The 26,523-nt window shown below is 69.8% G+C and carries 22 protein-coding genes; 7 read left to right on the forward strand and 15 right to left on the reverse strand.

The features are described 5' to 3' along the window. Positions 1-3: 3 nt before the first annotated feature. Entirely contained in the window at positions 4-1,512 is a 1,509-nt protein-coding gene (locus tag ACIA58_RS11485) for a CocE/NonD family hydrolase (protein ID WP_396403546.1), read from the reverse strand. A 122-nt stretch (positions 1,513-1,634) separates the two neighbouring features. Here ACIA58_RS11485 and ACIA58_RS11490 point away from each other — a divergent pair, with 122 nt between their 5' ends. Together ACIA58_RS11490 and ACIA58_RS11495 are read left to right on the forward strand one after the other, a co-directional pair. Beyond that, positions 1,635-3,542: a Na+/H+ antiporter gene (locus tag ACIA58_RS11490; protein ID WP_396403547.1), complete on the forward strand. Its 1,908-nt coding sequence runs from the start codon at positions 1,635-1,637 to the stop codon at positions 3,540-3,542. A gap of 4 nt (positions 3,543-3,546) precedes the next feature. Then, a complete protein-coding gene (locus ACIA58_RS11495) occupies positions 3,547-3,963 on the forward strand; it encodes an HIT family protein (RefSeq protein WP_396403548.1) in 417 nt (138 codons plus the stop codon). Here the strand turns inward: ACIA58_RS11495 and ACIA58_RS11500 are convergent. The 7 genes from ACIA58_RS11500 to ACIA58_RS11530 all read right to left on the reverse strand — a co-directional run bounded on the left by ACIA58_RS11500 (position 3,940) and on the right by ACIA58_RS11530 (position 17,787). Further along, positions 3,940-4,545 carry a GNAT family N-acetyltransferase gene (locus ACIA58_RS11500; RefSeq protein WP_396403549.1) on the reverse strand — a complete coding sequence of 202 codons (606 nt, stop codon included), beginning with the start codon at positions 4,543-4,545 and terminating at the stop codon, positions 3,940-3,942. The genes ACIA58_RS11495 and ACIA58_RS11500 overlap by 24 nt on opposite strands. After that, positions 4,526-5,080 carry a HEAT repeat domain-containing protein gene (locus ACIA58_RS11505; protein ID WP_396403550.1) on the reverse strand — a complete coding sequence of 185 codons (555 nt, stop codon included), beginning with the start codon at positions 5,078-5,080 and terminating at the stop codon, positions 4,526-4,528. The genes ACIA58_RS11500 and ACIA58_RS11505 overlap by 20 nt, the downstream gene beginning before the upstream one ends. A 205-nt stretch (positions 5,081-5,285) precedes the next feature. Then, positions 5,286-8,060, reverse strand: coding sequence for an aconitate hydratase AcnA (gene acnA / locus ACIA58_RS11510; RefSeq protein WP_396403551.1), 2,775 nt, complete (start codon positions 8,058-8,060; stop codon positions 5,286-5,288). Between the two features lie 144 nt (positions 8,061-8,204). Beyond that, complete coding sequence (locus ACIA58_RS11515; RefSeq protein ID WP_396403552.1) at positions 8,205-9,134, reverse strand: LLM class F420-dependent oxidoreductase; 930 nt, start codon at positions 9,132-9,134, stop codon at positions 8,205-8,207. Between the two features lie 10 nt (positions 9,135-9,144). Then, a complete protein-coding gene (locus tag ACIA58_RS11520; RefSeq protein WP_396403553.1) occupies positions 9,145-14,403 on the reverse strand; it encodes a hypothetical protein in 5,259 nt (1,752 codons plus the stop codon). 142 nt (positions 14,404-14,545) lie between these two features. Further along, a complete protein-coding gene (locus ACIA58_RS11525) occupies positions 14,546-15,763 on the reverse strand; it encodes a class I SAM-dependent RNA methyltransferase (protein ID WP_396403554.1) in 1,218 nt (405 codons plus the stop codon). After that, on the reverse strand, positions 15,760-17,787 hold the full coding sequence (locus ACIA58_RS11530; RefSeq protein WP_396403555.1) for an APC family permease: 2,028 nt from the start codon (positions 17,785-17,787) through the stop codon (positions 15,760-15,762). The genes ACIA58_RS11525 and ACIA58_RS11530 overlap by 4 nt, the downstream gene beginning before the upstream one ends. A gap of 259 nt (positions 17,788-18,046) precedes the next feature. Between ACIA58_RS11530 and ACIA58_RS11535 the strand changes: the two genes are divergently transcribed. Further along, positions 18,047-18,709, forward strand: coding sequence for a potassium channel family protein (locus tag ACIA58_RS11535; RefSeq protein WP_396403556.1), 663 nt, complete (start codon positions 18,047-18,049; stop codon positions 18,707-18,709). After that, the gene (locus ACIA58_RS11540; RefSeq protein ID WP_396403557.1) at positions 18,709-19,383 is read left to right on the forward strand and encodes a potassium channel family protein; all 675 of its coding nucleotides are present in this window, start codon (positions 18,709-18,711) and stop codon (positions 19,381-19,383) included. The genes ACIA58_RS11535 and ACIA58_RS11540 overlap by 1 nt, the downstream gene beginning before the upstream one ends. A 63-nt stretch (positions 19,384-19,446) precedes the next feature. Here the strand turns inward: ACIA58_RS11540 and ACIA58_RS11545 are convergent, their stop codons facing one another. The 4 genes from ACIA58_RS11545 to dut form a co-directional block, all read right to left on the reverse strand. Next, the gene (locus tag ACIA58_RS11545; RefSeq protein WP_396403558.1) at positions 19,447-20,232 is read right to left on the reverse strand and encodes a DUF3159 domain-containing protein; all 786 of its coding nucleotides are present in this window, start codon (positions 20,230-20,232) and stop codon (positions 19,447-19,449) included. Beyond that, positions 20,225-20,614 (reverse strand): OB-fold nucleic acid binding domain-containing protein, encoded by a 390-nt coding sequence (locus ACIA58_RS11550; protein ID WP_134098895.1) that lies wholly within the window; start codon positions 20,612-20,614, stop codon positions 20,225-20,227. Before ACIA58_RS11550 ends, ACIA58_RS11545 begins: the two co-directional genes overlap by 8 nt. A gap of 18 nt (positions 20,615-20,632) precedes the next feature. Next, positions 20,633-21,283 (reverse strand): DUF3710 domain-containing protein, encoded by a 651-nt coding sequence (locus ACIA58_RS11555; RefSeq protein WP_396403559.1) that lies wholly within the window; start codon positions 21,281-21,283, stop codon positions 20,633-20,635. 89 nt (positions 21,284-21,372) lie between these two features. Continuing rightward, positions 21,373-21,825, reverse strand: a complete 453-nt coding sequence (gene dut / locus ACIA58_RS11560; protein WP_371401799.1) for a dUTP diphosphatase — start codon at positions 21,823-21,825, stop codon at positions 21,373-21,375. A gap of 79 nt (positions 21,826-21,904) precedes the next feature. On the opposite strand from dut, the gene ACIA58_RS11565 reads away from it, so the two are divergent. After that, on the forward strand, positions 21,905-22,333 hold the full coding sequence (locus tag ACIA58_RS11565) for a DUF3093 domain-containing protein (protein WP_396403560.1): 429 nt from the start codon (positions 21,905-21,907) through the stop codon (positions 22,331-22,333). A gap of 29 nt (positions 22,334-22,362) precedes the next feature. Further along, on the forward strand, positions 22,363-22,689 hold the full coding sequence (locus ACIA58_RS11570; RefSeq protein WP_396403561.1) for a DUF4235 domain-containing protein: 327 nt from the start codon (positions 22,363-22,365) through the stop codon (positions 22,687-22,689). A gap of 94 nt (positions 22,690-22,783) precedes the next feature. On the opposite strand, the gene ACIA58_RS11575 is transcribed toward ACIA58_RS11570, so the two are convergent. The 3 genes from ACIA58_RS11575 to ACIA58_RS11585 form a co-directional block, all read right to left on the reverse strand. After that, positions 22,784-23,083, reverse strand: coding sequence for a DUF4193 domain-containing protein (locus ACIA58_RS11575; protein WP_130379292.1), 300 nt, complete (start codon positions 23,081-23,083; stop codon positions 22,784-22,786). A gap of 295 nt (positions 23,084-23,378) precedes the next feature. Next, positions 23,379-24,185, reverse strand: a complete 807-nt coding sequence (locus ACIA58_RS11580) for an inositol monophosphatase family protein (protein ID WP_396403562.1) — start codon at positions 24,183-24,185, stop codon at positions 23,379-23,381. Further along, on the reverse strand, positions 24,182-25,252 hold the full coding sequence (locus ACIA58_RS11585; RefSeq protein WP_396403563.1) for a ferrochelatase: 1,071 nt from the start codon (positions 25,250-25,252) through the stop codon (positions 24,182-24,184). The genes ACIA58_RS11580 and ACIA58_RS11585 overlap by 4 nt, the downstream gene beginning before the upstream one ends. Positions 25,253-25,324: 72 nt before the next feature. Between ACIA58_RS11585 and ACIA58_RS11590 the strand changes: the two genes are divergently transcribed. Further along, positions 25,325-26,500, forward strand: a complete 1,176-nt coding sequence (locus ACIA58_RS11590) for an MFS transporter (protein WP_396403564.1) — start codon at positions 25,325-25,327, stop codon at positions 26,498-26,500. Positions 26,501-26,523: the final 23 nt, after the last annotated feature.

Raw genomic sequence — 26,523 nt, forward strand, 5'->3', positions numbered from 1 at the left:
CCCTCACCGTATCGAGTGCAGGGTCAGCGTGCCGTCCTTGAGCATCATCACCCCCGGCAGCGGCCCGCGCTGCCCGGCGTACATGTCGGCGACCGGCGCGACGGTGAGGTACAGGTTCTGACCGGCCGGTACGTCGACCGCGATCGCCGGCAGCTCGATCGTGCGCGACACTCCCCGCGCCGGGTGCTTCTCACGCAGCGGCATCGTGTTGTTCTGCACGATCTTCGCGGTCAACGGGCTCTTGCCGACACTCAGCGCGAAGTACGCCGCGGACTGCGGGATCACCGTGTAGACACGAGCGGTCAACGCCGGCGTACCCGCCACGGTCAGCGGCCCCTTCGCGATCGGCAGGTTCACCGGCAGGCCGACGCCGGTGGGGACGACGATCTTGCCGAGCCGGTAGCTCTTGTTCGGCGTCAGGCTCCGTTGCGTGAGGCAACGACCGTCGGCGGTCGACAGGTGGTACGTACCGAAGCCGGTCAGACCGGTCGACTTGTGCAACAGCTGCAGCTGCATGAAGCGGATCGAGAGCGCGGCGAAGTTCGGTGATCCCAGGGCGATCGAGCAGGCGTCGCCGGCGGTCGCATACCCGGGCGGTACGACGCTCGGCAGCGTATGACCGCCGTTGTAGCCGACGAAGATCGAGCGCGCCCGTGCTCGAGCCGTGAGCGCGTGGTCGAAGTTCGCGAGCCCCTGGTTCAGGTTGAAGAGGTTGTCGGAGATGCCCTGACCGAACAGGACCGGGAGGTCGAGCTCGCGGCCTTGCTGGACGTGCCAGGCGGGTCCGTTGTGCGCGAAGAACGCGTCGAGGTCGCGGCCGGCCTTCCCCGCCGGCCAGGCGCCGGTCGCGATCAGCGCTACGAAGGCGGCCGACACCGCCGGCGGCAGATGGCTGCCGCCACCTACGAACAGGATCGACAGCCACATGGTCCGAGCCGCCTCCTGCGGCGCGAGGCTCTGCTTGAGGTCCCACCAGGTGATCTCCGGAGCGAGCGCGTCGAACCGGGTCCGGCCGCTGTCGCGGAGCTCGGTGAACGCACCGGCGAACTGGTACCCGCCGCCGTACGACCCGCCGATCGCCCCGATCAGCGGATCGCCCGGTCGTTGCTTCGTCACCCAGTCGAGGCCGGCGACCAGGTCGACGAGCTTCACGACGTCGCGGCCCTCGTAGTCCGGGTTCATCACGTGCGCGACGCCCGTACTCTCGCCGAAGCTGCGCTGGTCGAAGCTCAGTACGCCGAAGCCCGCGTCGAGCCAGTCCTTGAACGCTGCGGGATCCGTCGTCCGGCTCCCGCCCCACCCGTGACTGTGGAAGATCAACGGCACGGTGTGCTGCGCGGAGGCAGTCGCGGGTCTGAAGAGCGAGTAGCAGATCCGCACCGGCGTCGTCGTACCCGGCTCTGGCACCGAGGCGACGCACCCGTTGGTCACAGTGGTGGATGCCGCGGCCGGGACCACGGGCGACAACAGCAGAGCAATCACACCCGCCAAAGCAAGAACACGACGACGCATCAGTGACTCCTGGTGATCGGCTGCTCACACGCTAGAGGACCGTCTCCCAACAGACCAGACCCCGCGCTCAGCCGTGCGCGAACCGATGGGCGGAAACGCTCGTCCGCTGCGACACTGTGCGCGTGCATATCGCGATCGAGGTCGTAGCCCTCGTCGCCGTCGTCGCGGCCGGTGCCGCGCTGGCGCGGCGGATAGGGATCTCGGCTCCCCTGCTGTTGGTGGTCATCGGGATCGCCGTCTCGTACCTGCCGTTCATCCCCCGGATCGAACTCTCGCCCGAGGTCGTCCTGGTCGGCTTCCTGCCGCCGCTGCTCTACTCGGCCGCGATCAAGACCAGCCTGGTCGACTTCACCAAGCACCGGCGGTCCATCGGTCTGCTGTCGGTCGGTCTGGTCGCGTTCACCACACTCGGCGTCGGTCTGGTCGCGTGGTGCCTGCTCGGTCAGGTCGCGGAGTCGATCGGTCAGAAGCCGCTGCCGTTGTGGGCCGCGTTCGCGATCGGCGCGGTCGTGGCGCCACCCGACGCGGTCGCCGCGACCGCGATCGCCAAACGGGTCGGCCTCCCCCGCCGCGTCGTCACGATCCTCGAGGGCGAGAGCCTGATGAACGACGCGACCGCGCTGGTCTGCCTGCGTACGGCGGTCGGCGCGGCGATCGTGGCGCCGACCGTCCTGCCCGTCAGCCTGGACTTCCTCCGCGCGGCCGGCGGTGGTGTGGTCATCGGCCTCGCGGTGGCGTTCGTCCTGGCGAAGATCCGCCGCCGGTTCACCGATCCGGTCCTCGACACCACCCTCAGCCTGACCGCGCCGTTCATCGCCTACATCGCGGCCGAGAACCACACCGTGCAAGCGTCGGGAGTCCTCTCGGTCGTCGTCACCGGGCTGCTGCTCGGCCACAAGGCGCCGATCATCCAGTCGGCCAAGTCGCGGATGTCGGAGCGGACCAACTGGCGCACGTTCCAGTTCCTGCTCGAGAACACGGTGTTCCTGCTGATCGGTCTGCAGACGCGGTGGATCCTCGACGACCTGAGCGCGAGCCCGCTGCCGGCGTGGTTGATCGCGACATCGACGATCGCGGTGTTCCTCGCCGTGGTGCTGCTGCGGCCGATCTGGATCATCCCGACGACCGTGCTGTCCCGGCGCTTCCTCGGTCCGTCGCGCCCCGGCCCTGTTTCGCGGGGCGCGCTGATCGTGGTGTCGTGGGCCGGGATGCGGGGTGTGGTCACGCTGGCGGCCGTCTTCACGCTGCCCGAGAACACCCGGCATCGCGAAGTCCTCGTCTTCATCGCCCTGACCGTCACCGCCGGCACGCTGCTCGTCCAAGGGTCGACCCTGCCCTGGCTGGTACGGCGGTTGCGGTTGCCCGGACCGGATCCGGCGGAGGACGCGCTGCAGGAGGCCGCCGTACTGCAGGGGGCGCACCGGGCCGCGATCGAGAAGCTCGAGGAGGTCTCGACGCCGTCCGACCCGCCGGCCGTGCTCGACGTACTGCGGCAGCGGGGCGAGGCCCGAGCCCAGGCCGCGTGGGAGCGGCTCGGGCGGCCGGAGACGGAGTACGAGACGCCGAGCGAGGCCTACCGGCGGTTGCGGATCGCGATGCTCGAGGCCGAACGCACCCACATCCTGAAGGTCCGCGACGCGGGTCTGGTCGCCGACGAGGTGCTGCAGCGGGCTCAGAACGCGCTAGACATCGAGGAGTCGATCCTGGACCGCGACGAGGACGACGATGTCGGCGGTCGCTCGGAGGACCTCCGGCCGAAGGTGATGCCGGGTGGAGCGTGCGAGCACCTCGACGAGGCGCCGCTGGTCGTCACGCCGAACACCCCGGACGGCTGCGAGGAGTGCCTGGCCGACGGCGGGACGTGGGTCCACCTGCGGCTGTGTCTCGGCTGCGGTCATGTCGGGTGCTGCGACTCGTCGGTGATGAAGCACGCCAGCAAGCACAACGCCGACACGAAGCACCCGGTGATGCGCAGCTTCGAGCCGGGCGAGACGTGGCGCTGGTGCTTCGTCGACGAGAAGCTAGGTTGACGGTATGGCGGACTGTCTCTTCTGTTCCATCATTGCCGGTACGACGCCTGCGCAGCTCGTCCTGGACACGCCGGAGGTCGTCGGGTTCCTGGACATCCGGCCGGTGTTCAAGGGCCACACGCTGATCGTGCCGCGCGCCCATGTCCCGACGATGGTCGAGATGTCGGACGAGGTGATGATGCCGCTGTTCGGTGCGGCCCGATCGGTAGCCGACGCCGTCCGTACGGCATTCGACGCGCAGGGCTCGTTCGTTGCCGTCAACAACGTCGTGTCCCAGTCGGTGCCGCACCTGCACGTCCACGTCGTACCTCGAACGAAGGGTGACGGACTGCGTGGCTTCTTCTGGCCGCGGACGAAGTACGCCGACGATGCCGAGGCCGAGGAGTACGCCGGGAAGCTACGCGCTGCCCTCGCCGGTTAGCTCGTACTCCACCTGTGGCAGTGGGTTGCCGTCGCCGAAGTCGCGGGTCTGGGTGGCGCCGGTCTCCGTGAAGCCGCACTTGGTGTAGAAGCGACGTGACTGTGGGGTGTCTCGCAGCGTCCAGAGGTGGACTCGGTCAAAGCCGTCGGCGCGTAGTTGGCGCAAGGTGGCCTGCATGAGAGCGATCGAGACGCCGCTCCCCCAGCCGTCGGGGTGGGTGTAGAAGCTGTGGATCTCCGCCAGGCCGGCGCGGGTCTCCGACGGCTCCGACCAGGAAAAAGCCAGCGGGCGGTCGCCGACGAGCCCGAGCATGATCAGCCCATTGCCCTCCGCGATCCGCGCATGCCAACGGGTCAGCCGGCTCTCGATCCCCTCCCGGGCGACCTCCGCCGGAAACAGCGGCGCGTACGCGGCACCCCACGAGGCGGCGTGAACCTCGCCAACCGACGCGCCGTCGTCCGGCGTCGCGCGCCGCGCAGAGATCCGGCCAACAGCATGAGCCGCGCGATCGGCATCGTTGGCATCGTCGGCATGGTCGGCGTGATCGGCTCGGTCGGTGCGCTCAGCGGACGGGTCGGTCAAGGCGGGCCTCCAGCTTTTCGAGCGCACGCTCGACGGCGGCGCGCACGGTGTGGTCAGGGTCGTCGGCCAACGGCCGGATGGCGTCCGCGTGCTCGAACTCCCCCGCCGCCCCGACCGCTCGGACGGCGGCCGCCCGCACGCGCGGCAACTCGTGCTCGAGCATCGGGAGCAGCGCGTCGACGAGCTGGCCGAGCTCACGCTGCGCCGTGATCCGGGCGACGTGCTCGCGGACCCGCCACGCGGGATCGACCGCAGCGACCCGCAACGCGTCGACCACGTCGTCGCGCCACACGTACAGAAACACCCGGGCCGCCCAGACCCGGATCCAGTAGTAGTTCACCGGATCAACAGGCTGCTTCCACCCACCCGGATTGTCCGACCCGGTGATCGCGACCAACTTCGGCAACTCAGCCCCGTACGCCGCCTCGCCCGAGACCTCCCCCGTCAGAAACGCGACGCACCAGTCGATCACGGCGTCCTCGCCGTACTCCGCACAAGCGGCCCGCACAACCTCTCGCGGCGCATCCCTAGTCATAACCCCATACAACCCCGCAGCTCCGACAATTCCGGAGCCTGCTCGTCGAGTCGTGGAATCCGGCTCTGAAAAATCGCCTCGATCCACGACTCGCGCTTCCAAGCCCCAGCCCTTCGCCACGACTCGGCGACCAGGACAAACGGGTCCAGCAGCCGCCGGGGGGTGCTGGGGCAGTCGACGACGCCCCAGCCCCCGTCGACGGCCGTCAGCTCGCGATCAGGGAACGCAGCACGTACTGCAGGATGCCGCCGTTGCGGTAGTAGTCGGCCTCACCTGGCGTGTCGATCCGGACGACCGCGTCGAACTCCTTCTTCGACCCGTCCGCACCCGTCACCGTCACCTGCACGGTCTGCGGGATGTCGCCGTCGTTCAGCGCGGTCACGCCCGTGATGTCGAACGTCTCCTCGCCGGTCAGGCCGAGCGACTCCGCGGTCTCGCCCTCCGGGTACTGCAGCGGCAGCACGCCCATGCCGATCAGGTTCGACCGGTGGATGCGCTCGAAGGACTCCGTGATGACGGCCTTCGCACCGAGCAGCGCTGTACCCTTGGCGGCCCAGTCACGCGACGAGCCAGAGCCGTACTCCTTGCCGGCCAGGATCACCAGCGGGGTCCCGGCCTCGGCGTACGCCTGGGCGGCGTCGTAGATCGTGGTGACCGGCGCGTCGTCCTTGGTGAAGTCGCGGGTGAAGCCGCCCTCGGTGCCCGGTGCGATCTGGTTGCGCAGCCGGATGTTCGCGAACGTGCCGCGGATCATCACCTCGTGGTTGCCGCGACGCGAACCGTAGGAGTTGAAGTCCTTGCGGTCGACCCCGTGGTCGGCCAGGTACGAACCCGCGGGGCTGTCGGCCTTGATCGAGCCGGCCGGGGAGATGTGGTCGGTGGTGACCGAGTCGCCCAGCTTGGCCAGCACGCGGGCGCCCGCGATGTCGGCGACCGGCGACGGGTCCTTCGCCATGCCCTCGAAGTACGGAGGCTTCCGCACGTACGTCGACTCGGCGTCCCACGCGAACGTCTTGCCCTCCGGCGTCGGCAGCGACTGCCAGCGCTCGTCGCCGGCGAACACGTCGGCGTAGTCCTTGGCGAACATCTCCTTGTTGATCGAGCTCGCGATCGTCCGCTCGACCTCGTCCGCGGCCGGCCAGATGTCGCGCAGGAACACGTCGTTCCCGTCCTGGTCCTTGCCCAGGGCATCGGTCTCGAAGTCGAAGTCCATCGTGCCGGCCAGCGCGTACGCGATCACCAGCGGCGGGCTCGCCAGGTAGTTCATCTTCACGTCCGGGTTGATCCGGCCCTCGAAGTTCCGGTTGCCGGACAGCACCGAGACGACGGCCAGGTCGGCCTCCTGCACGCCGGCCGAGATCGGCTCGGGCAGCGGGCCCGAGTTGCCGATGCACGTCGTGCAGCCGTAGCCGACCAGGTGGAAGCCGAGCTTCTCCAGGTACGGCGTGACGCCGGCCTTGTCGTAGTAGTCGGTCACGACCTTCGACCCGGGCGCCAGCGAGGTCTTCACCCACGGCTTCGACGCGAGGCCCTTGTCGACCGCGTTCTTCGCCAGCAGCGCGGCGGCCAGCATGACCGACGGGTTCGACGTGTTGGTGCAGGAGGTGATGCTCGCGATCACGACGTGGCCGTGGTCGAGCTCGATCTCCTGGCCTTCGAGCGAGACCTTGGTCTTCTTCGAGGGGCGGTCCGTGCCGGCGTGGACCTCGTGCGGGTTGTCGTCGACGTCGCCGTGTCCGTTCGGCGCGTCGCTGGCCGGGAAGCTCCCGGTCTCCGACGGGTCGACGTCCTTCTCCTCGGTCGCGTAGTCGGGCAGCACGCCGCGGAACGACTCCTTGGCCTTGCTCAGCTCGATCCGGTCCTGCGGCCGCTTCGGGCCGGCGATCGACGGCACGACCGTCGACAGGTCCAGCTCGAGGTACTCCGAGAAGCGCGGCTCGACCGACTGGTCGTGCCACAGGCCCTGCTCCTTGGCATACGCCTCGACCAGCGCGACGTCCTGGTCGCTGCGGCCGGTCAGCCGCAGGTACTCCAGGGTGACGTCGTCGATCGGGAAGATCGCGCAGGTGGAGCCGAACTCCGGGCTCATGTTGCCGATCGTGGCGCGGTTCGCCAGCGGCACGGCCGCGACGCCCTCGCCGTAGAACTCGACGAACTTGCCGACCACGCCGTGCTTGCGCAGCTGCTGGGTGATGGTGAGCACCACGTCGGTCGCGGTGGCGCCGGCCGGGACCGAGCCGGTCAGCTTGAAGCCGACGACCTTCGGGATCAGCATCGAGACGGGCTGGCCGAGCATGGCCGCCTCGGCCTCGATCCCGCCGACGCCCCAGCCGAGCACGCCGAGCCCGTTCACCATCGTGGTGTGGCTGTCGGTGCCGACACAGGTGTCGGGGTAGGCGACGCCGTCACGCACCATGACGGTGCGGGCGAGGTGCTCGATGTTCACCTGGTGCACAATGCCGGTGCCCGGTGGGACGACCTTGAAGTCGTCGAACGCGGTCTGGCCCCAGCGGAGGAACTGGTACCGCTCGCCGTTGCGCTGGTACTCGAACTCGACGTTGCGCTCGAACGCGTCCGCGCGGCCGAAGACATCGGTGATGACCGAGTGGTCGATGACCAGCTCGGCCGGCGCCAGCGGGTTGATCTTGCTCGGGTCGCCGCCGAGCTCGCCGACCGCCTCGCGCATCGTGGCCAGGTCGACGATGCACGGGACTCCGGTGAAGTCCTGCATGATCACCCGGGCCGGGGTGAACTGGATCTCGGTGTCCGGGGCCGCGTTCTGGTCCCAGTTGCCGAGCTTGCCGATGTGCTCGGCGGTGATGTTCGCGCCGTCCTCGGTGCGCAGCAGGTTCTCCAGCAGGACCTTCAAGGAGTACGGCAGCGTGTCCGCACCCTCGATACCCGCCAACCTGAAGATCTCGTACGACTGCCCGTTGACCTCGAGTGCCCCCTTGGCACCGAAGCTGTCGACGCTCGCCATCAACCCGCTCCTCTGTCAGTCCTTGTTCGCTCAGGCCCATCCTGCCCAGCGCGCCGCCCGGACGCGAGGTCAGGTCGCCCTAACCTCGGTCCAGAAACTCTCTCGACATCAAGATACACGACATCGAGCCAATTCCGTGAGGCCCTACGAAACCTGTGGAAGAACCTCGGCTGCGATCAGATCCAGGTGATCCAGGTCGTGCAGATCCATGATCTGCACGTACTGGCGTTGCGAGCCGACAGCCGCGAACTGGCCCAGCCGGTCGACCACCTCGGCCGGCGTACCGGCGATGCTGTTCGCCTTCAGGTCGTCGACGTCGCGGCCGATGGCGTCGGCGCGCTTCTTCACCTCGGCGTCGTCCTTGCCGACCACAACGGTGTGCGCCGTGGACAGGGCAAGCGTCTTCGCGTCGCGGCCGACCTCGTCGCACGCAGCCTGGACGCGCTTGTACAGCTCGCCAGCGGCTTCGACCGAGCAGAAGTTGGCGTTGAACTCGGCGGCGTACTTCGCGGCGAGGGCCGGCGTGCGCTTCTTGCCGCTGCCGCCGATGATGATCGGCGGGTGCTGCTGGACCGGCTTCGGCAGGGCCGGCGAGTCGGTGATCTGGTAGTGCTTGCCGGCGAACTCGTACTTGTCCCCCACCGGCGTGTCCCACAGGCCGGTGATCAGCTCGAGCTGCTCGGACAGGATGTCGAAGCGGTCCTTCATCGCCGGGAAGGTCAGGCCGTACGCCTTGTGCTCTGCCTCGAACCAGCCGGCGCCGAGGCCCAGCTCGGCACGGCCGCCGCTCATCTGGTCGACCTGCGCGACCGAGATCGCCAACACGCCGGGGTTGCGGAACGTCGCGGAGCTGACGAGCGTGCCGAGCTTGATGGTGCTGGTCTCGCGGGCGAGGCCGGCGAGAGTGATCCAGGAGTCGGTCGGCCCGGGGAGGCCGTCGCGGTCGCCCATGGCGAGGTAGTGGTCGGAGCGGAAGAACGCGTCGAACCCGTTCTCCTCGGTCTTGCGGGCGACCGCCAGGAGGTCGTCGTACGAGGCGCCTTGCTGCGGTTCGGTGAAGATCCTGAGAAGCATGGCGCCAACGCTATCTCGCGCTGGTGTACAGCTTTTCCAGGTACGACGGCTGCCATTCGGGGCCGCGGCTGTACAGGCGGCGTACCAGCCCGTTGACGTCGAGCCGGGGCTCGATCGGGTTGTCCCACCAGTCGGGCACCTGGTCGTACCAACGGTCGATCCGCAGCGTCCGCCCGGCGGCGTCGATCCGCGCGAACAGCCAGCCGCCCTGCTCGCTCTGCTGCTCGGTCAGCCACAGGTCGCCGAGCAGACCGCTCAGCTTGTCCGCGGCGTACTCCGGGTCGTCGACGTCCGGCGGCTCGAGATCGAACCGGTACGACGGGGCGGCCGGGTCGAGCACCTGCACCTGGATCGTGAACCCCGACGGCACGATCGCCGTCCGCGCCCGGCACCAGGCCCGCAACGCCGATACCGCCTCCGACTCCTCCGGCCGAGGCCGAGGCCGCTCCGCCTCAGCCCGCATAGCCTCCTCGATAGACCCCGCCGCCGGCACAACCCGAGGACCACCGCCACCGACCAACCCCAGCCCCGGAATAGACATCCGAGCCACAACAGAAGCCGCGTCCGCCCCATCACTCCCCGCGGCACCGAACCGCTCCCCGCCCCCAGCCCGTGCGGCAGCCTCCCCATGAGCCACGCCATTCGCGCCGTTGACAGCCGCCACGCCGTCCGCGCCAGCTGCGCGTGTCGCGGCATCGACACCACCCGCGTATGCCCCACCATCCGCACGTGCCGCAGCGCTCACACCATCCGCGCGTGCCCCGCCATCCGCACCGGCCGCGCCATCGGCGCGTGCCTCGCCATCGGCGCGTGCCTCGGCATCGGCGCGTGCCTCGGCATCGAGGCCGTTGACGCGCCGCATGCCATTCGCGCCGTTCAGCCCGCCTGACCACGCCGCGGCAGCTCCGGCGGCCACGCCCCAATCGCCATAGTCAGCCTCGTCGGACTCGTCGGACCTAGCCGCATGTGCCGCGCCGTCCGCGCTGCCCGACCAGCCCGCCGCAGCCGCCTCGCCTCGGCTGCCAGGGTTTGTCTGCTCCGGATCGTGACCGTTCGGCCAAGCACCGCGCGCCCGGTCCGCCTCGTCCAGCCGACCAGCCGCATCGGCGCCGTACGCCTCGTCCGAGTCCGGAGGCAGGTCGGCAAAGCCAACCGCCTGCATCTCCCCGGTCGGCTCGTCGTCCTCGACAACCGGCACGACCCCGGTAGGCCAGTCATCCTCCGGGTCAACGAAGTCAGCTCGACCCTCAGGCCCTGCGGCGGTGTCCTCCGGCGTATGCGCGGAGCGGTCGCCGTACATATCCCAGCCACCCTCGAGCCGAGCCACCTGCGTCTGCTCGGCAGGCGAATCCGCCCAGGCATCCGAGCCAGACTGGGATGCCTGGTGAGAGTCGGCGTCCGGGTACGCCCCAGTCCTCGCCATGGGCTCCGGGTCGGAGTGTTGCGCAGCCCACGGCTGACGCGTTGTCGCCGGCGCCGGATAGTTCTCTGGATCCGGGAACGGCTCTGAGTCGGGTTGCGGCTCAGGTTGGGGTTGCGCCTCAGGTTCGGGCTGAGGCTCCGGTTGGGGTTGCGGGTCTGATTCGGGCTGCGGCTCAGGTTCGGGCTGCGGCTGAGGCTCCGGTTCTGGGAGCGGCTCGGGCGCGGGCTCAGGCTCGGGGTTCGGGAACGGCTCAGGCCGCGGTTCCGGCGCAGGCTGAGGCTCGGGATCGGGGAACGGCTCCGGCAACGGCTCAGGCCCCGGGAACGGATCCGGCGTAGGCGTCGGCTCCGGACCAGGGAACGGCTCAGGGCGGGGGCCGGGACCCGGCACGGGCTCAGGGTGCGGCTCCGGACCCGGGACGGGCTCGGGGCGGGGCCCTGGACCTGGGAACGGGCCAGGCTCCGGCGCGGGGCCGGGGATCGGTCCCGGGAAAGGCTCCGGATGCGGCGTGGGCTCCGGACCGGGCCGCGGCTCAGGTCCACGGCCGGGGTCAGGCTCGGGTCCAGGGCCCGGGCGCGGAGCGGGCTCCGGGTTCGGCGGGGTGGGCTCGGGCCAGGGGGCCGGGTGAGGCTCTGGCTGGGGCCACGGTTCCGGTCGGGGCCCGGGCTGAGGCCAGGTCTGAGCGTGAGGGTCTACTTGAGCTTGACGCTCACCGGCCCGCGCCTCGACGTCGCGTACCGGCGCAGGTCCGCCATAGATCTCGTCCTCATCCTCGTCCACGCCCCGGGCGTCGAACCGTGCCGCGGGCCGCCCGTACTCGGCTCCAGCTTCTACCGAGCCGTGTTCGGCACCTTCACCAGATCCCGTCAGTACCTCGTGCGCCTGCTCGGGGGCCTCGTCGACCACCGCAGGGATCTCAGCAGTCTGGTCATCCGCATCCAAGCCACCGGACAAGTCGTCATGCTCACTCGCGTGCAGTCGCCCCGACTGCCCGAGGTCAGACTCCCCCAAGCCAGCCTGCAGGTCGGCCCGCCTCGCGCCACCAGAAGGCGCGTCGTACGTCCCGCTCGTCCCGTGCGAATCCTCATGCGCCGCGCCGCGCTCGCCGTCGGACTCCTCGCGGAGCGCGGATCGGTCACCGTACGCCGCCCACTGCTCAGCGTGGAGCTCCTCGCGCGCCGCAGGCCGGTCGGCGTAGGACGCGTGCCGCTCGTCGCCAGGGCCGGGCCGGTCGGGGTGCAGCGCATGCTGCTCTCCGGACGGTGCAGGCCAGTCGGCGTACGGCGCCTGGCGCTCGGCGCCGGACTTCCCGTACGGCGCGGGCCGGTCGGGGTACGGCGCGTGCTGCTCGGCGAGGGACTCCTCGCGCGGTTCAGGCTGGTCGGAGTACGGCGCCTGCCGCTCGCCGTGGGGCTCCCCGGACGACACAGGCCCGACCGCGTACGGCGCCTGCGGCTCGGTGACGGACTCCTCGGACGACACAGGCCTGCCGGCGTACGGCGCCTGCGGCTCGGTGACCGACTCCTCGGACGACACAGGCCTGCCGGCGTACGGCGCCTGCGGCTCGGTGACCGACTCCCCGGACGACACAGACCGGCCGGCATCCGGCGCCTGCGGCTCGGTGACCGACTCCCCGGACGACACAGACCGGCCGGCATCCGGCGCCTGCGGCTCGGTGACGGACTCCTCGTAGGGCGCGGGGCGGTCGGTGTGGGGTGGGGTGTTGGGCGGCTGGTTGTAGTCGCTTGCCGGGTGGTGGGCCGCGGGGGTGTCAGGTGACGAGGGGTGGAGTGATGGGTGGTTGCCTACCGGGTGCTGCCTGACTTCCTGCGCGGTGGGGTGCTGGTGTTCGCGTGGTGAGCCGTGGGGGTGATCGGTGTGTGGGTGCTGGGGGCTCGCGACCTGGGAGGCGGCCTTGGGTTGCGCCGACGGCTCGGGTTGTGGGGCGAATGGGGAGGGGCCGGTGAAGGAGGCCGGCTCGTCCTCTTCGTCGGCTGCTGCGGGGGGCGGATCCAGGACTGCGTCGATCTCTGCGGTTGGCGCGTCGTCGTCCTCGGGAGACGGTGCGTACGACGGGCCTGCCGCGCCGACGTCGGTGGCCTGAGATGGCGCGAACGGCGAGTCGGGTGGCGCGATGTCTGGCGCGAACGGGGAGTTTGCGGGGGCAGCGTCTGCTGGACGGATGGATGGCTGTCCGGCGGTGGGCTGGGTGGGGCGGCCGAGGGTTGCACCTGGATGGGCAGATGCGGCGGGGTGATGGGCCGCAGACTGGCCGCCGGTGGGTTGGTCAGCGGTGGGTTGACCGGCAGGGCGGTCGGGGTCGGGCTGGCCGGCGGCAGGCTGACCAGCGGTGTGACCGACTGCAGGCTGACCCGCGGGCTCGCCGGGGCCGCGCTGAGCGGTGCCCGCCTGACCCGCAGGCTGAGCGGTGCCCGCCTGACCCGTGGGCTGACCAGAGGTGGGCTGACCGGGGGTCGGGTGGGTGGTGGGGTCTTCTACCCATTGGCCGTTGATCCAGGCGGGGCCGGTCCAGGCGGGGGTGCCGGTGGTGTCGTCGGTGAAGGGGGTGTACTCGCTGGTGGGCTCCTGGGTGGACCAGGAGGGTTGCTCGGCCGTTTCCCAGTCCTGCTCGTCTGCGAGTGGGGCTGTGGCGGCGGGGGCGTCGGCGAAGAGGCTGTTGTAGAAGTCGTCGCCTTCGTACTGGCCGCCGCCTACGCGTGGCGGTTCGGCGGACGGGAGGGCCGGGTCGTACGTCGGGGTGGGGAGGCCAGCGCTCTGGATGTCGGTGGGCAGGTACGTGCCTGGGACGGGGCCCGACTGAGCCTGGTGTTGCTCCGGCTGCGGCTCGGTGACGGGGACGGACCCGGTGTCGTGCTTGCGCCGGCGTAGCCAGCCCTGCTTTTTGCCTGTGACCCCGTAGTCGTCGTGCGCAGGGGCCTCGCCGGCGGCAGCACCTTGCCCGGCGGCACCGCGCTCCGGCTCATGAGGAGCGGCGGGGGCGTCGTCGTACGGCGGGGCGTCGTGGGGCGGGGAGTCGATTGGTTGGCCGGTGAAGGGGCTGATGCCGGGTGGGACGACGAACGACTCCTCGTCCTCGACCGCAGAAGAGGGCGTGGGCCGGCTGTCGGGTGCTCCAATCACGACATCCTCAACGACCGACACCTCGGCTGTGTCAGGGTCGTCGCCGAAACTTGCCGGTACTGCAAAGTTTCGGGTGAAGTCCTCCGCCGCGACGAGCCCCGCGGCGAGGTCGGGCTGCAGCGGTGAGCGCGGGTCGATCCGGAAGTGCGAGAAGAACGTCTCCAGCGCCTCGGCGGTGATCCCCGGGCCGAGGGCGGTGCGGATCAGCTCGACGCCGTACGGACGCAGTTCGTCGAGGCCGCCGAGGTAGTCGGCCCACTCCGCGACCCACTCGATCATCTCGTCGGCCGTGGCCTCGTCGGAGGTGATCCAGCCGCCGATCTGCGTGAACCCGTCGTCGACCGGCTGCCACGGGTCTCCGGGGTACGACGCGCGCGCCCATGTCCCGTTGAAGGCGCCGTACACGAACCCGAGCTCGCCCGCCGACTGCCGCTGCCGCACCTCGGGCTGCCCGATCCAGTCCGGCGACCCGGCCAGCAGATCGTGGCCGGCAGTCGCGCTGTGCTGCGTGTGGAACCCCCACAGCACCACCCGCCCGTCACTGAGCCGGGCCAGCCGCAGCACCGACGCGGTCTCGTCCTGGTGGTGGTACCCGTCAGCGTCTGCGTACCACCGCCGGTCGAAGCCCGTGGCATGGGCGACCGCCGCGAGTGCGGTCCAGCGGGACCGCAACTCCTCAGGGTCGTCCAGGTCAACGAGCGGCATCAGGTCTCCAGCGCATTGGAATCCAGCCCCAGACGCTACCCGAGGGTTCCCCCACTCACCAGTTCCGTGTCAGGGGGCCTCCCGGCCTGGACTGAGGAGCGCAGGGAGCGAAGCGACCGGAGCGACGAGGGAAGGCCGGGAGTCACAGCCCCATGACCCGCCGCGACGGAGTCGCGGCATCAGTAGAGTCCACACGCTCCAGGATGGCTACGCACTCGATGTGGTGGGTCATGCCGAAGAGGTCGAAGGCCCGGAGCGACGCGATTCCGTATCCGAGTCGCCCGAAGGTCTTCAGGTCCCGCGCCAGCGCCGCCGGGTCGCACGCGACGTACGCGATCCGTCGCGGACCGAGCGCCGCGACCCGCCGTACGACGTCCTTGCCGGCGCCCGTCCGCGGTGGATCGAGTACGACGAGGTCCACGTGCTCCAGACCCTGCCCGGCCGCTGCGTTCAGCACCCGGTCGACGTCGCCGTTCTCCAGCGTCACGTCCTTCAGGTCGTGCAGGTTCCGCCGGGCGTTCCGGACTGCTTCCTTGTCCCCCTCGATGGCCAGCACGGCACAACCGGCCTCGGCTAGGAACGCCGCGAACAGCCCCACACCGGAGTACAGGTCCAGCGCGGTCTCCCCCGTCGCAGGCTCCAGTCCGCTCAGTACGGCGTCCAGGAGCGTCTCCGGCGCCGCCGGGTGGACCTGCCAGAACCCACCTGCCTCCACCAGGAACCGCCGCTCCCGCACCACCTCGACCAGCCGCTCCCCTGCCTCGGCGTCGGTCTGTACGGCGGTCTTCCCCTCCGACGACACCACGGCCTGCACAGACGACACACCGGGCCAGCGCGACGACAGCACGTCCGGAGTCCCCGGATGAGCGATCAGGCACCGGTCGATCGGCACAAGGTCGTGCGAGCGGTGCGCGTACATGCCGGGCCGGCCGTCCACGACGGCGTACCGCATCCGCGTCCGCCAGCCGAGCCCGTCGTCGCCCGGCGACTCCATCACGACGGTCCGCTCGATCCCGCCGATCCGCCGGAGCGTGTCCGACACCACGGTCGCCTTCAGCCGGCGCTGCTCGACGATGTTCGCGTGCTGGAAGTCACACCCGCCGCAGAGCCCCGGACCGGCGTACGGGCAGGGCGGCTCGATCCGCTGCGGGGACGGCGTCAGCACGGACACGGCGTCCGCGCGCAGGTACTTCGCGGTCTGCTCGGTGATCCGGGCGTGGACCAACTCCCCCGGCAACGCGTGCCGGACGAACACCACCTGTCCCTCGTGCCGGGCGACACAGTGTCCCCCGTGCGCGACCGGCCCCACCTCCAGCTCGACTACCGCCCCAACCAGACTGTTGTCGCCCTCGTCTGTCACCGATCTCCTGACGCCTTGCGGGCCCCGCGCCGTACCTGGCCGGCGACCCGTTCCACCCGGTCCTGCCGCTCCTCGGCCCCCTGCGACGAGAGCAACTGGTAAGGAACGGACGTAACCATCACACCAGGTGTGAACAAGAGCCGCCCCTTGAGCCGGAGTGCGCTCTGGTTGTGCAGGATGTGTTCCCACCAGTGCCCGACGACGTACTCCGGGATGTAGACCATCACGACATCCCGCGGCGACTGCCGCCGGATGTCCCGGACATACTGCAGGATCGGCCGGGTGATCTCGCGGTACGGCGAGGCGAGGCGCTTCAGCGGCATCGGGATGCCCCGCGCCTCCCAATCGGCCTGCAGCGCGTCCGCCTCCTCCCGGTCGACGTCCACGGTGACGGCCTCGAGCGTGTACGGCCGGGCCGCCTTCGCGAAGGCCAGCGCCCGCAGGGTCGGCCGGTGCAGCTTCGAGACCAGCACGATCGAATGCACCCGCGACGGCAGCATCAGCGGCTCGTCGCCTTCGGCCGTCATCTGCTTGCGGACCGTCTCGTAGTGCCGGTGGATGCCCTTCATCAGCAGGAACAGGAAGCCCATCGCGATGATCGCGATGTACGCGCCATGGGTGAACTTGGTCAGCAGGACGATGATCAGCACGACCCCGGTCATCGTCAGGCCGATCGCGTTGATCACCCGGGACCGGTACATCTGCCGCCGTTTGGCTGCGTCCGTCTCGGTCTTCAGGTGCCGCGTCCAGTGCCGGATCATCCCGAACTGGCTGAGCGTGAAGCTGACGAACACGCCGACGATGTACAACTGGATCAGCTTGGTGACCTGGGCGTCGAACGCGATGATCAGGCCCATCGCGCACAGTGCCAGCAGGACGATGCCGTTGCTGTAGGCCAGCCGGTCGCCGCGGGTGTGCAGCTGACGGGGCAGGTACCCGTCCCGGGCCAGGATCGAGCCGAGCACCGGGAACCCGTTGAACGCGGTGTTCGCGGCCAGCACCAGGATCAGCATGGTCGCGCCGATGACCAGGTAGAAGGCGGGCTGGAAGTTCGAGAACACCGAGTCGCCGATCTGGCCGATGACGGTCTTCTGGGTGTAGCTGTCCCCCACCGGCCGGCCGTCGCGGTACAGCTGCGTGGCGGGATCCTCGGCGTACCGGAGCTTGATCTTGCTGGCCAGGAACAAGATGCTCATCAGCATCGTCACGGCGATCGTGCCGAGCAGCAGCAGCGTGGTCGCCGCGTTCTTGCTCTTCGGCTTGCGGAACGCCGGCACGCCGTTGCTGATGGCCTCGACACCGGTCAGCGCCGCACACCCGGACGAGAACGCCCGAGCCAGCAGGAAGACCGCGGCCAGTCCGGTGAAGACCTCGTGGCCGGATTCGGCGTGTACTTCGAAGTTCGCGCTCTCCGCGAGCGGCAGGTTGCCGGAGACGAGCCGGATCAGGCCCCAGATCGCCATGCCGATGATCGAGAACATGAAGATGTACGTCGGGACCGCGAACACCGCCCCGGACTCACGCACCCCGCGCAGGTTCATCGCGGTCAGCAGCAGCACCAGGCCGACCGCCAGCGGTACCTCGTGGCCCTCCAGGAACGGCAGCGCCGACTTCGCGTTCTGCACGCCGGACGAGATCGACACCGCGACGGTCAGCACGTAGTCGACCATCAGCGCGCTGGCCACGGTCAGCCCGGCCGTCGGGCCGATGTTCACCGTCGCGACCTCGTAGTCACCTCCGCCGGACGGGTACGCGTGCACGTTCTGCCGGTACGACGCGACCACGACGAGCATCACGAACGCGACCAGCAGGCCGATCTTCCACGAATAGCTGTACGCCGCCAGCCCGGCGATCGACAGCGTCAGGAAGACCTCGTCGGGGGCGTACGCGACCGACGACAGCGCGTCGCTGGCGAACACCGGGAGGGCGATGCGCTTGGGCAGCAGCGTCTCACCCAACTGGGTGCTGCGCAGTTTGCGACCGAGCAGCAGCCGTTTGCCGATGTCACCTAGAGCGGGAGTCACACCGGTGATGTTAGAGGGCACAAGGTCGGGTCTGGCACTCCCCCGTCGTAGCGAGCAGGTGCTCGGTGCGGTGCATCGGCGCGCGGGGGCGAAGGGGTCGATGCGGAGCATCGTTCCCATTGCACCCGTGCGGCGAGGTGCCGTGCCGAGTGCCGCGCAGTAGACGGGGGAGTGCCAGACCCGACCTCGGGTCCGGTGTAGCGTCTATCCCTGCCGAACCGAGACAGCGGCCCCTGATGGGGCAAGGAGTGATCACTCAGTGCACGTCGTCATCATGGGCTGCGGCCGTGTCGGGTCGATGCTCGCGCGGGGTCTGGAGCGGCGCGGCCACACGGTCGCGATCATCGACCAGTCGGCCGACGCGTTCCGCCGGCTCAGTCCCAACTTCACCGGCCGGACCATCGTCGGGATGGGCTTCGACCGGGAGGTGCTGATCGAGGCCGGGACCGAGGACGCCGAGGCGTTCGCGGCGGTCTCCAACGGCGACAACTCGAACATCCTGGCGGCGCGGGTCGCCCGCGAGACCTTCGGCATCTCCAACGTGGTCGCGCGGATCTACGACCCCGGACGCGCCGAGGTGTACCAGCGGCTCGGCATCCCCACCGTCGGCACGGTCCGCTGGACGGTCGACCAGATGATGCGCCGGCTGCTGCCCGAAGGCTCCGAGCCGGAGTGGCGGGACCCGTCCGGCACGATCCGGCTGGCCGAGGTGCATGTCCACGCCCAGTGGATCGGCCGGCTCGCGTTCGACATCGAGAAGGCCACCGGCGCGCGGGTCGCGTTCCTGACCCGGCTCGGCGAGGGAATGCTGCCCCGGGCCGACACGGTCATCCAGGAGGGTGACCTGGTCCACGTCGTGATGCCGGAGCGGGACGCCTCGTCGATCGAGTCCCAGCTCGGCGAGAAGCCTGAGGAGCTGTGATGCGGGTAGCCATCGCCGGTGCCGGGAACGTCGGACGTTCGATCGCGGGCGAGCTGCTGGAGAACGGCCACGAGGTGCTGCTGATCGACAAGGACCCGCGGGCGATCAAGGCCGAGTCGGTGCCGCGCGCCGAATGGTTGCTGGCCGACGCGTGCGAGCTGTCCTCGCTGGAGGAGGCGGCACTGCAGCGTTGCCAGGTGGCGATCGCGAGCACCGGCGACGACAAGGTCAACCTGGTCGTCTCGCTGCTGGCCAAGACCGAGTTCGGCGTACCCCGGACCGTTGCCCGGGTCAACCATCCGCGCAACGAGTGGATGTTCAACGAGGCCTGGGGTGTGGACGTCTCGGTGTCGACGCCGCGGATCATGTCCGCGCTGGTCGAGGAGGCGGTGTCGGTCGGCGACCTGGTCCGGCTGTTCACCTTCCGCCAGGGCGACGCGAACCTGGTCGAGCTGACGCTGCCCGAGGACTCGCCGATGATCGGTCAGCGGGTCGGCGACATCGACTGGCCGCTGGACACCGCGCTGGTCGTCATCCTCCGCGAGGGCCGGGTACTGCGCCCCGACCCCGAAGGCACCCTCGAACTCAACGACGAACTCCTCTTCGTCGCCGCCGACGAGACCGAGGAACAACTCGAGGACATGCTCTCCCCCCACCACCGCAAGGCGGAGTAACAGCAGAGACAAAGGACACCGCTCCGCGGCGACTACGTTCAGCCGCCGCGGAGCGGTGTCCCTTTACTTCTTGTTGCCGCGGAGGAGGTGGGTGATGTGGTCGCGGGCCTCGTCCCACTTCTCCGGGGGAAGTGAGCCGCGCAGTACGGCGTACGCGAGCCAGATGGCCAGCGCGTAGAACGGCAGGCCCAGACCGATCTTGGCGATGCCGAGGGCATTCAGGCTGCCGGTGAAGTACAGCGGGACCTGGACGATCAGGCGGATCGCGAACAGGCCGACGAACACCAGCGTCGCGCGCGAGAAACCCTTCAGCATCGCGGGATCGCGGCGCCAGGCGGTGCCGGTCTGGGTGATCACGCCGTACAGGACGCCGAACAGCGGCCAGCGGATCAGCACAGTAATGAGGTACAGAGCGCCGTACCCGAGGTTGGTGAGCAGGCCGGGGACGTAGAAGTCCTTGGCGTTGCCGGTGCGGTTCGCGACCCAGGCCGAGATCAGCACGCCGACGAAGCCGCCGACCACGTTGCGCAGTTGCTGGCGGCGGATCAGACGCACCACGGCGATCACGGCTGCGATGCCGACCGCGATGATCAGCGACAGCTGCAGCTTGTGGTCGGTGACGGCGTACGCGACCAGGAACGCGATCCAGGGCAGGCCGATGTCGAGCAGCGCGCCCCAACCACCGAGCGCCTGGAAGAAGTCCTTGTCGGTCGACCTCGCGGGCTTTTCGGGCTCCTCGTCGGCCGGTGGCATGGTCGCCGCCGCTTCGACCTCGGGCTTGAGGATCTCGACGAGCTTCTCCTCGAGGTTGTCCTCGACCTGGTCGCGGCGTGACGTCGGCTCAGCCATGCGCGGCCGTCGGTCGCAGCTCGTAGCGCGGGTTGAACATCACCCGGTCGCCGTCGACGACGCCGATCCGGCCGGAGGCGATGAGCTCCGAGCCGGCGTGGATGCCGCCGATCTTGCGTCGGCCGAGCCAGATCAGCTTGACCGTGCCGGTGCCGTCGTACAACTCACCCTCCAGTGCTGGTACGCCGCCGCGCGGGCTGAACGTGATCGTGCGCAACGTGCCGTACAGCGTGACGAGTTCCCGGTCGTGACAGCCGGTGATGGAACGCGCGCCGCAGTCCTGCGCGAAGTCCTGAAGGACCTCCGCGTCCTGCTGATCGCGGTCCCCGGCCAGGCCGCGGAAGGCACGCTTCCACAACCCCGCGGGTTTGCTGCTACCCATGACGTCGAGTGTAGTCCGCTATGCCTCTTCGGTCGGCGTCGGCTGGGCGCCCGGCGGGAGCCGCAACGGCAGCGACTCGCGGACGGCCATCGGCTCGTCACCGCGGACCACGACGACGTTGCGAATCGTCTCCTCCATCGGCAGCGCCGCGTCCGGCTCGACCGCCGCGCGGCCCAGGACGGTGGCGCGGAGCAGCCAGCGCGGACCGTCCACTCCGATGACGCGGGAGGTCTGGCTGAAGATCTGCCCCTCCGGGTCCTCGACCGGCACGACCAGCACCAGCTCTGTGCCGAACTGGCCGTCGTTCTCGGTCGCCGTACCGCCCATCCGGCTGGCCTCGGCGGCGATCTCCCGCCGGACCTCGTCCCAGATGCCGCTCGACCGCGGCGCCGCGAAGGCGCGCAGCTCGAGCGCGGAGTCCTCGAGCATCAGCAGAACCGCCTGGACCACACCGCTCTGCTCGTCGACCTGAAGGCCCAGCTCCATCCCGGGCATGCCGTTGACCACCAGCGCGCCCAGGTCGATCCGGTCCTCCGCTTCCAGCACGTCGGCGTCGACCTCGGTCGAGTCGAACGGACCCTCCGCACGAACGTCGGCCGGACCGGACTCCTCGGTCGCAGCGTCGTTCGTCGCGGGATCGTCGTTCTTGCCCTTGCGGCGGAAGATCACAGCTCTCTTGCCTACTTCCTTGGTATTTGTACAACCTCTGTACGGCCGCCGTAGTCTCGCGCATCCGTCAGGTCAACGGACGCACCTGCTCAGCGTGTCACATCGCCGAAGCCGCCGGTGGACCCGTGCCCCTGGTCTCCGCGCGCGGAGCCCGGCAGCGAGGTCACCTCGACGAACCGGGCCTTCTCCACCTGCTGGATGACGAGTTGCGCGATCCGGTCGCCGCGGCGCACCGTCACCTCGGCATGCGGGTCGAGGTTGATCAGGCAGACCTTGATCTCGCCGCGGTAGCCGGCGTCGACGGTGCCGGGCGCGTTCACGATCGAGACGCCGTGCTTCGCGGCCAGCCCGGAGCGTGGATGCACGAACGCGGCGTACCCGTCCTGCAGGGCGATGGCGATGCCGGTGCCGACCAGGCCGCGCTCCCCCGGCTTGAGGGTCAGGTCGGCGGCCGCCACCAGGTCCGCGCCGGCGTCGCCGGGATGCGCGTACGAAGGGAGCGGGAGTTCGGGGTCGATGCGCTGGATCAGTACCTCGGTCACGAGAGGCGACCCTATCGACCACGCCGGCACGCGCACATGCCAGGCTGGGTCCGTGGGTAGCTATCGTGAGAGTCTACGCGTGCCGGTGTCGTGGTGGATCATCGCCGCCGCCGCTGTGATCACGCTGTTCGTCATCACCGCGGTGCCGGCCGGGCTGATCGCCGGCGTGGTCGTCGGCGGGCTCGCGGCGGTGGTGCTGGTGTCGTTGTTCGTCCGGTACGGCGGTGCGCGGGTCGAGGTCGACGACCAGCGGCTGCGGGCCGGGCGGGCCGAGATCGACCGGACGTACCTGGGCACGGTCGAGGCGTTGACGGGCGAGGACGCGCGGCGGGCGTTCGGGCGCGACTGCGACCCGAAGGCCTATCTGGTACTGCGCAGCTACCTGCCGGGCGCCGTACGGGTGCAGATCACCGACCCGGGCGACCCTGCGCCGTACTGGCTGATCGCCACGCGGCACCCGGACCGATTGGCTGCCGCCCTGAGCGGGCACAGCGTGGGAAGATCCTGACTGTCAGCTGTCGCGTTAGGGAGAGTGCAGTGGTCGGAGCGAAGATCGGCTGGAAGCTGGTGCAGGCCGCGTTCACGATCGTGGTCGGCCTGGCCGCGAGCAAGGCGGTCACCACGGCCTGGAAGCTGGGATCCGGCGGGAAGCCGCCGAAGGACGGCCAGGGTGAGTACCTCGAGGTCATGACCTGGGCTGCCGCCAGCGCGGCTGCCGCTGCGGCCGCGAAGCTGTTCGCGGAGCGGCGGGCGGCCGCTTACTACCTGAGGTCGACGGGGCACGCCCCGCCCGGCTACGTCCAGGACGCCAAGGCCCGGATCATCCGCGGCACCGACACCGGCCTGGTCAAGAAGGACGACTGAGAGCCCTCACATACTCCACCTAGCAACAGCGGGACCGTTTCCAGGCGTCTGGAAACGGTCCCGCTGGTTGTTACGGCGAAGAAGGGCGCTGGCGTCAGGCTGCGCAGTCGCGGCAGATCAGCTGCCCGTTCTTCGTTTCGGCGAGCTGGCTGCGGTGGTGAACCAGGAAGCAGCTCGAACAGGTGAACTCGTCGGCCTGACGCGGAAGGACCCGGACCGCGAGCTCCTCGTGACTCAGGTCCGCGCCGGGCAGCTCGAAGCTCTCCGCGGCCTCGGCCTCGTCCTCGTCGACCTTGCCGGAGTTCTTGTCGTGGCGGCGAGTCTTGAGCTCCTCGATCGACTCTTCGGAAGCGTCCTCGTCCGTCTTGCGCGGGGCGTCGTAATCAGTCGCCATGGTGTTTCCCTGCCCTCTTCGTACCCGTGGTGTTGCCTGCTGAGCCCTTGAACGGGTAGAGCGGCCGAGAAATTCCGCGTCGGCGCACCGCGCTGAATCTTCGTCCCCCGAAACCCTTGACAGCCAGGCCGGGATCGGCAATCACCTCTCCCGAGGACGGGATTGTGCCCTATAAACCGCCCGGATGCACGACTGGGTCCATGCTGTGACCCGCGTGTCGCAACAAATGTCAGGACCGAACATCATAATGCTCGTTAGTGCGCGATACTGCGCAGAAACGAGCACTCCCTGACGTTCAGGCGCGCAACGGGTCCGCAGCGGCCAACAAGTCGTGGAACGGCGAGAACAGCGCCGGACTCGCCGCGATCGACATCTCCGGGGACACCGGGGCCCCGTTCAGCCCGCCGACGGCCGCCCCGGCCTCGGCCGCGATCAGCGCGCCGGCGCCGTAGTCCCACGGGTTCAGGCCGCGTTCGTAGACCACGTCGAGCCGGCCGCAGGCGACGTAGCAGAGGTCGATCGCGCCGACCCCGATCCGGCGGATGTCGCGGACCTTGGTGATCAGGTGCTGGATCACCTCGGCCTGCACCTGCCGCCGTGCCGGGTCGTACCCGAAGCCGGTCCCGACCAGGGCCCGGCTCAGGTCGGTCGCGCCCGACACCTGGATCGGCTTGCCGTCCGCGAACGCGCCGCCGCCCTTGGTCGCGGTGAACACCTCGCCCTTCGGCGCGTCGACGACCACGCCGGCGACCGTCTGCCCGGCGTACTCGACCGCGATCGAGACGGCGTACGTCGGGAGGTCGTAGAGGTAGTTGACGGTGCCGTCGATCGGATCGACCACCCAGCGCACCCCGCTGGTGCCGTCCACGTCGTCACCCTCCTCACCGAGGAACGAGTCGTCCGGGCGGGCCTGCAGCACCCGCGCCCGGATCAGCTCCTCGGACTCGCGGTCGACGGCGGTCACCACGTCGGTGATGGTGCTCTTGGTGTCGGCGACCGTGATCGTGCCGCGGCGGCGTTCGACGATCAGCCCGGCCGCCTCCTCCGCCACCTCCACCGCGAGCTTGAGGAGGTCTTGCGGGCTTTCCGAGGACGACGTCATACGGCTTCCTTCTGGGGGGTAGGTCGGCGAAGCGGCGGGCAGCAGTCGTGGCGGCAGTCGTCCCAGGCCGGGCCGAGCTTGCCGACGCAGGGCCGGGCCGGCTGCTCGCCGCGCTCGGCCGCGGCCCGCTCGACGACCAGGTCGCGGAGCATCGTGACGAACTTCTCGTCCGTCCCCGGGGTCGCGGCCCGCGCCATCGGCAGTCCGAGCTTCTCGGCCGTCTTCGCGGCCTCGGTGTCGAGGTCGTAGATGACCTCCATGTGGTCACTCACGAACCCGATCGGCACGACGGCCACCCCCGGCACGCCCTCGGCGGCCAGAGCCTCCAGGTGGTCGTTGACGTCGGGCTCGAGCCACGGCACCTGTGGCGGCCCGGACCGCGAGCAGTAGACGAGGTCGGTACGCCGGGTCCGCCCGGTGCGCCGCTCCAGCTCGGCCGTGATCTCCGCGGCGACGTCCAGGTGCCAGTCGAGGTACCCGTTGCCGTCCGGTCCGCTGGTCGCGTTCATCGCGGTGGGGATCGAGTGCGTCACGTAGGCGATCGCACTGCCCTCGGGCAGCCGGTCCAGCGCCTCGGCGGTCGACCCGACGAACGAGCCGACGAAGCCGGGGTGGTTCGCGTAGTGGCGGAGCTTGTCGATCTGCGGCGCGTCCGGGACCTCACGGGCGGCGTCCTCGAGGTTCTCGCGGTACTGCCGGCAGCCGGAGTACGACGGGTAGGCGGACGTCACGATCACCACCGCACGGCGTACGCCGTCGGCGGCCATCTCGCGCATCGTGTCGGTCAGGTACGGGGCCCAGTTGCGGTTGCCCCAGTAGATCGGCAGGTCCAGGCCGATCTCGTCGAACGACGCCCGCAGCGCCGTCAGCAGCTCGCGGTTCTGGTCGTTGATCGGGCTCTTGCCGCCGAACGCGTAGTAGTGCTCCCCGACCTCCTTCAGCCGCTCGTCCGGGATCCCCCGGCCGCGGGTCACGTTCTGGAGGAAGGGCAGCACGTCTTCCGGCTTCTCGGGGCCCCCGAAGGAGAGCAGCAGGACGGCGTCGTACGGGGGTGCAGCTGGCGACATATCCCAAGCTTCTCAGACGGCTGAAGGTTAAGGTGTTCCCGGTCTCTCATGCTCAAGCCTTACGCACACCTCATGCGCCGTCCCGGTGCCGGCGCTTTCTTCGCCGCCGGGATCCTCGGGCGTATGCCGATCTCGATGATCGGCCTCGGCATCGTCATCCTGATCGCCCGCGAGAGCGGCTCGTACGGCCTGGCCGGCGCGGTCTCCGGGGTCGCGGTCATCGCGGGTGCGTTGACCGGGCCGGTACAGGGCCGGCTGGTCGACCGCTTCGGTCAGCGGTTGCTGTTGCTGATCGGCTCGGTCCTCTGCACGGTCGCACTCGGCGGTCTGCTCGTCGCGGTGCGTGCCAACGCCGCCACCTGGATCCTGTACGCGCTGTCGTTCGTTGCCGGTGGCACCCGTCCGCAGGTCGGTTCGTTCGTCCGTGCCCGGTGGACCCACTTACTAGGGCGTGGTCGTGCGCTGCAGACCGCCTTCGCGCTGGAGGCGGTCGGCGACGAGGTCGTCTTCATCGTCGGCCCCGTCCTGGTCACCGCGCTGGCGACGCAGTGGAGTCCGTACGCCGCTCTGACGGCCGCCGGCGTACTGGGACTGGCCGGCGGCATCTGGCTGGCCACACTGCGCGCCTCCGACCCACCCGGCCGCGGCAAGGCGGACGGATCGGAGCAGGCACGGATGCCCTGGCTGTCGATCACGCTGCTCAGCCTCATCGGCCTCGGCCTCGGCGCGACTCTCGGTGCCGCAGAGGTGGTCACGGTCGCGTTCACCACCGAGAAGGGCCAGGCGGGCCTGGCGGGTGTCGTCCTGGCGATCTGGGCGTTCGGCAGCCTGCTGGCCGGGCTCTGGTACGGATCGGTCCACTGGCGTGCTGCCGTCGAGCGCCGGCTGCTCATCGGCACGATCGCCCTCGCCGTCACCCTCGCACCGCTCCCCTGGGTCAACAGCGTGCTGCTGCTCGGTGTGGTGCTGTTCTGCTGCGGTATGACGATCGCTCCGACGATGGTCGCGGTCACCGCCTGCGTCGAGGAGTGGGTGCCGCCGGAGCGGCTGACCGAGGCGATCACCTGGACCGTCACCGGCATCCTGCTCGGCGTTGCACCAGGCAACGCGGCCGCCGGGCACGCTGTCGACGTCTGGGGGCCGTCGAACGCCTATTGGGTCCCGTTCGGTGTCGGCATCGCGTGTGCGATCGTCGCCGCCGTGTCCATCGCCTTCGCCCGCCCGAAGGAACGCTTCGCCCACAACTAGGCTTGTATCTCCTCCTAGGGGAG

Origin of the sequence: Kribbella sp. NPDC051586, from assembly GCF_044453965.1 — a bacterium.
Taxonomy (GTDB): Bacteria; Actinomycetota; Actinomycetes; order Propionibacteriales; family Kribbellaceae; genus Kribbella.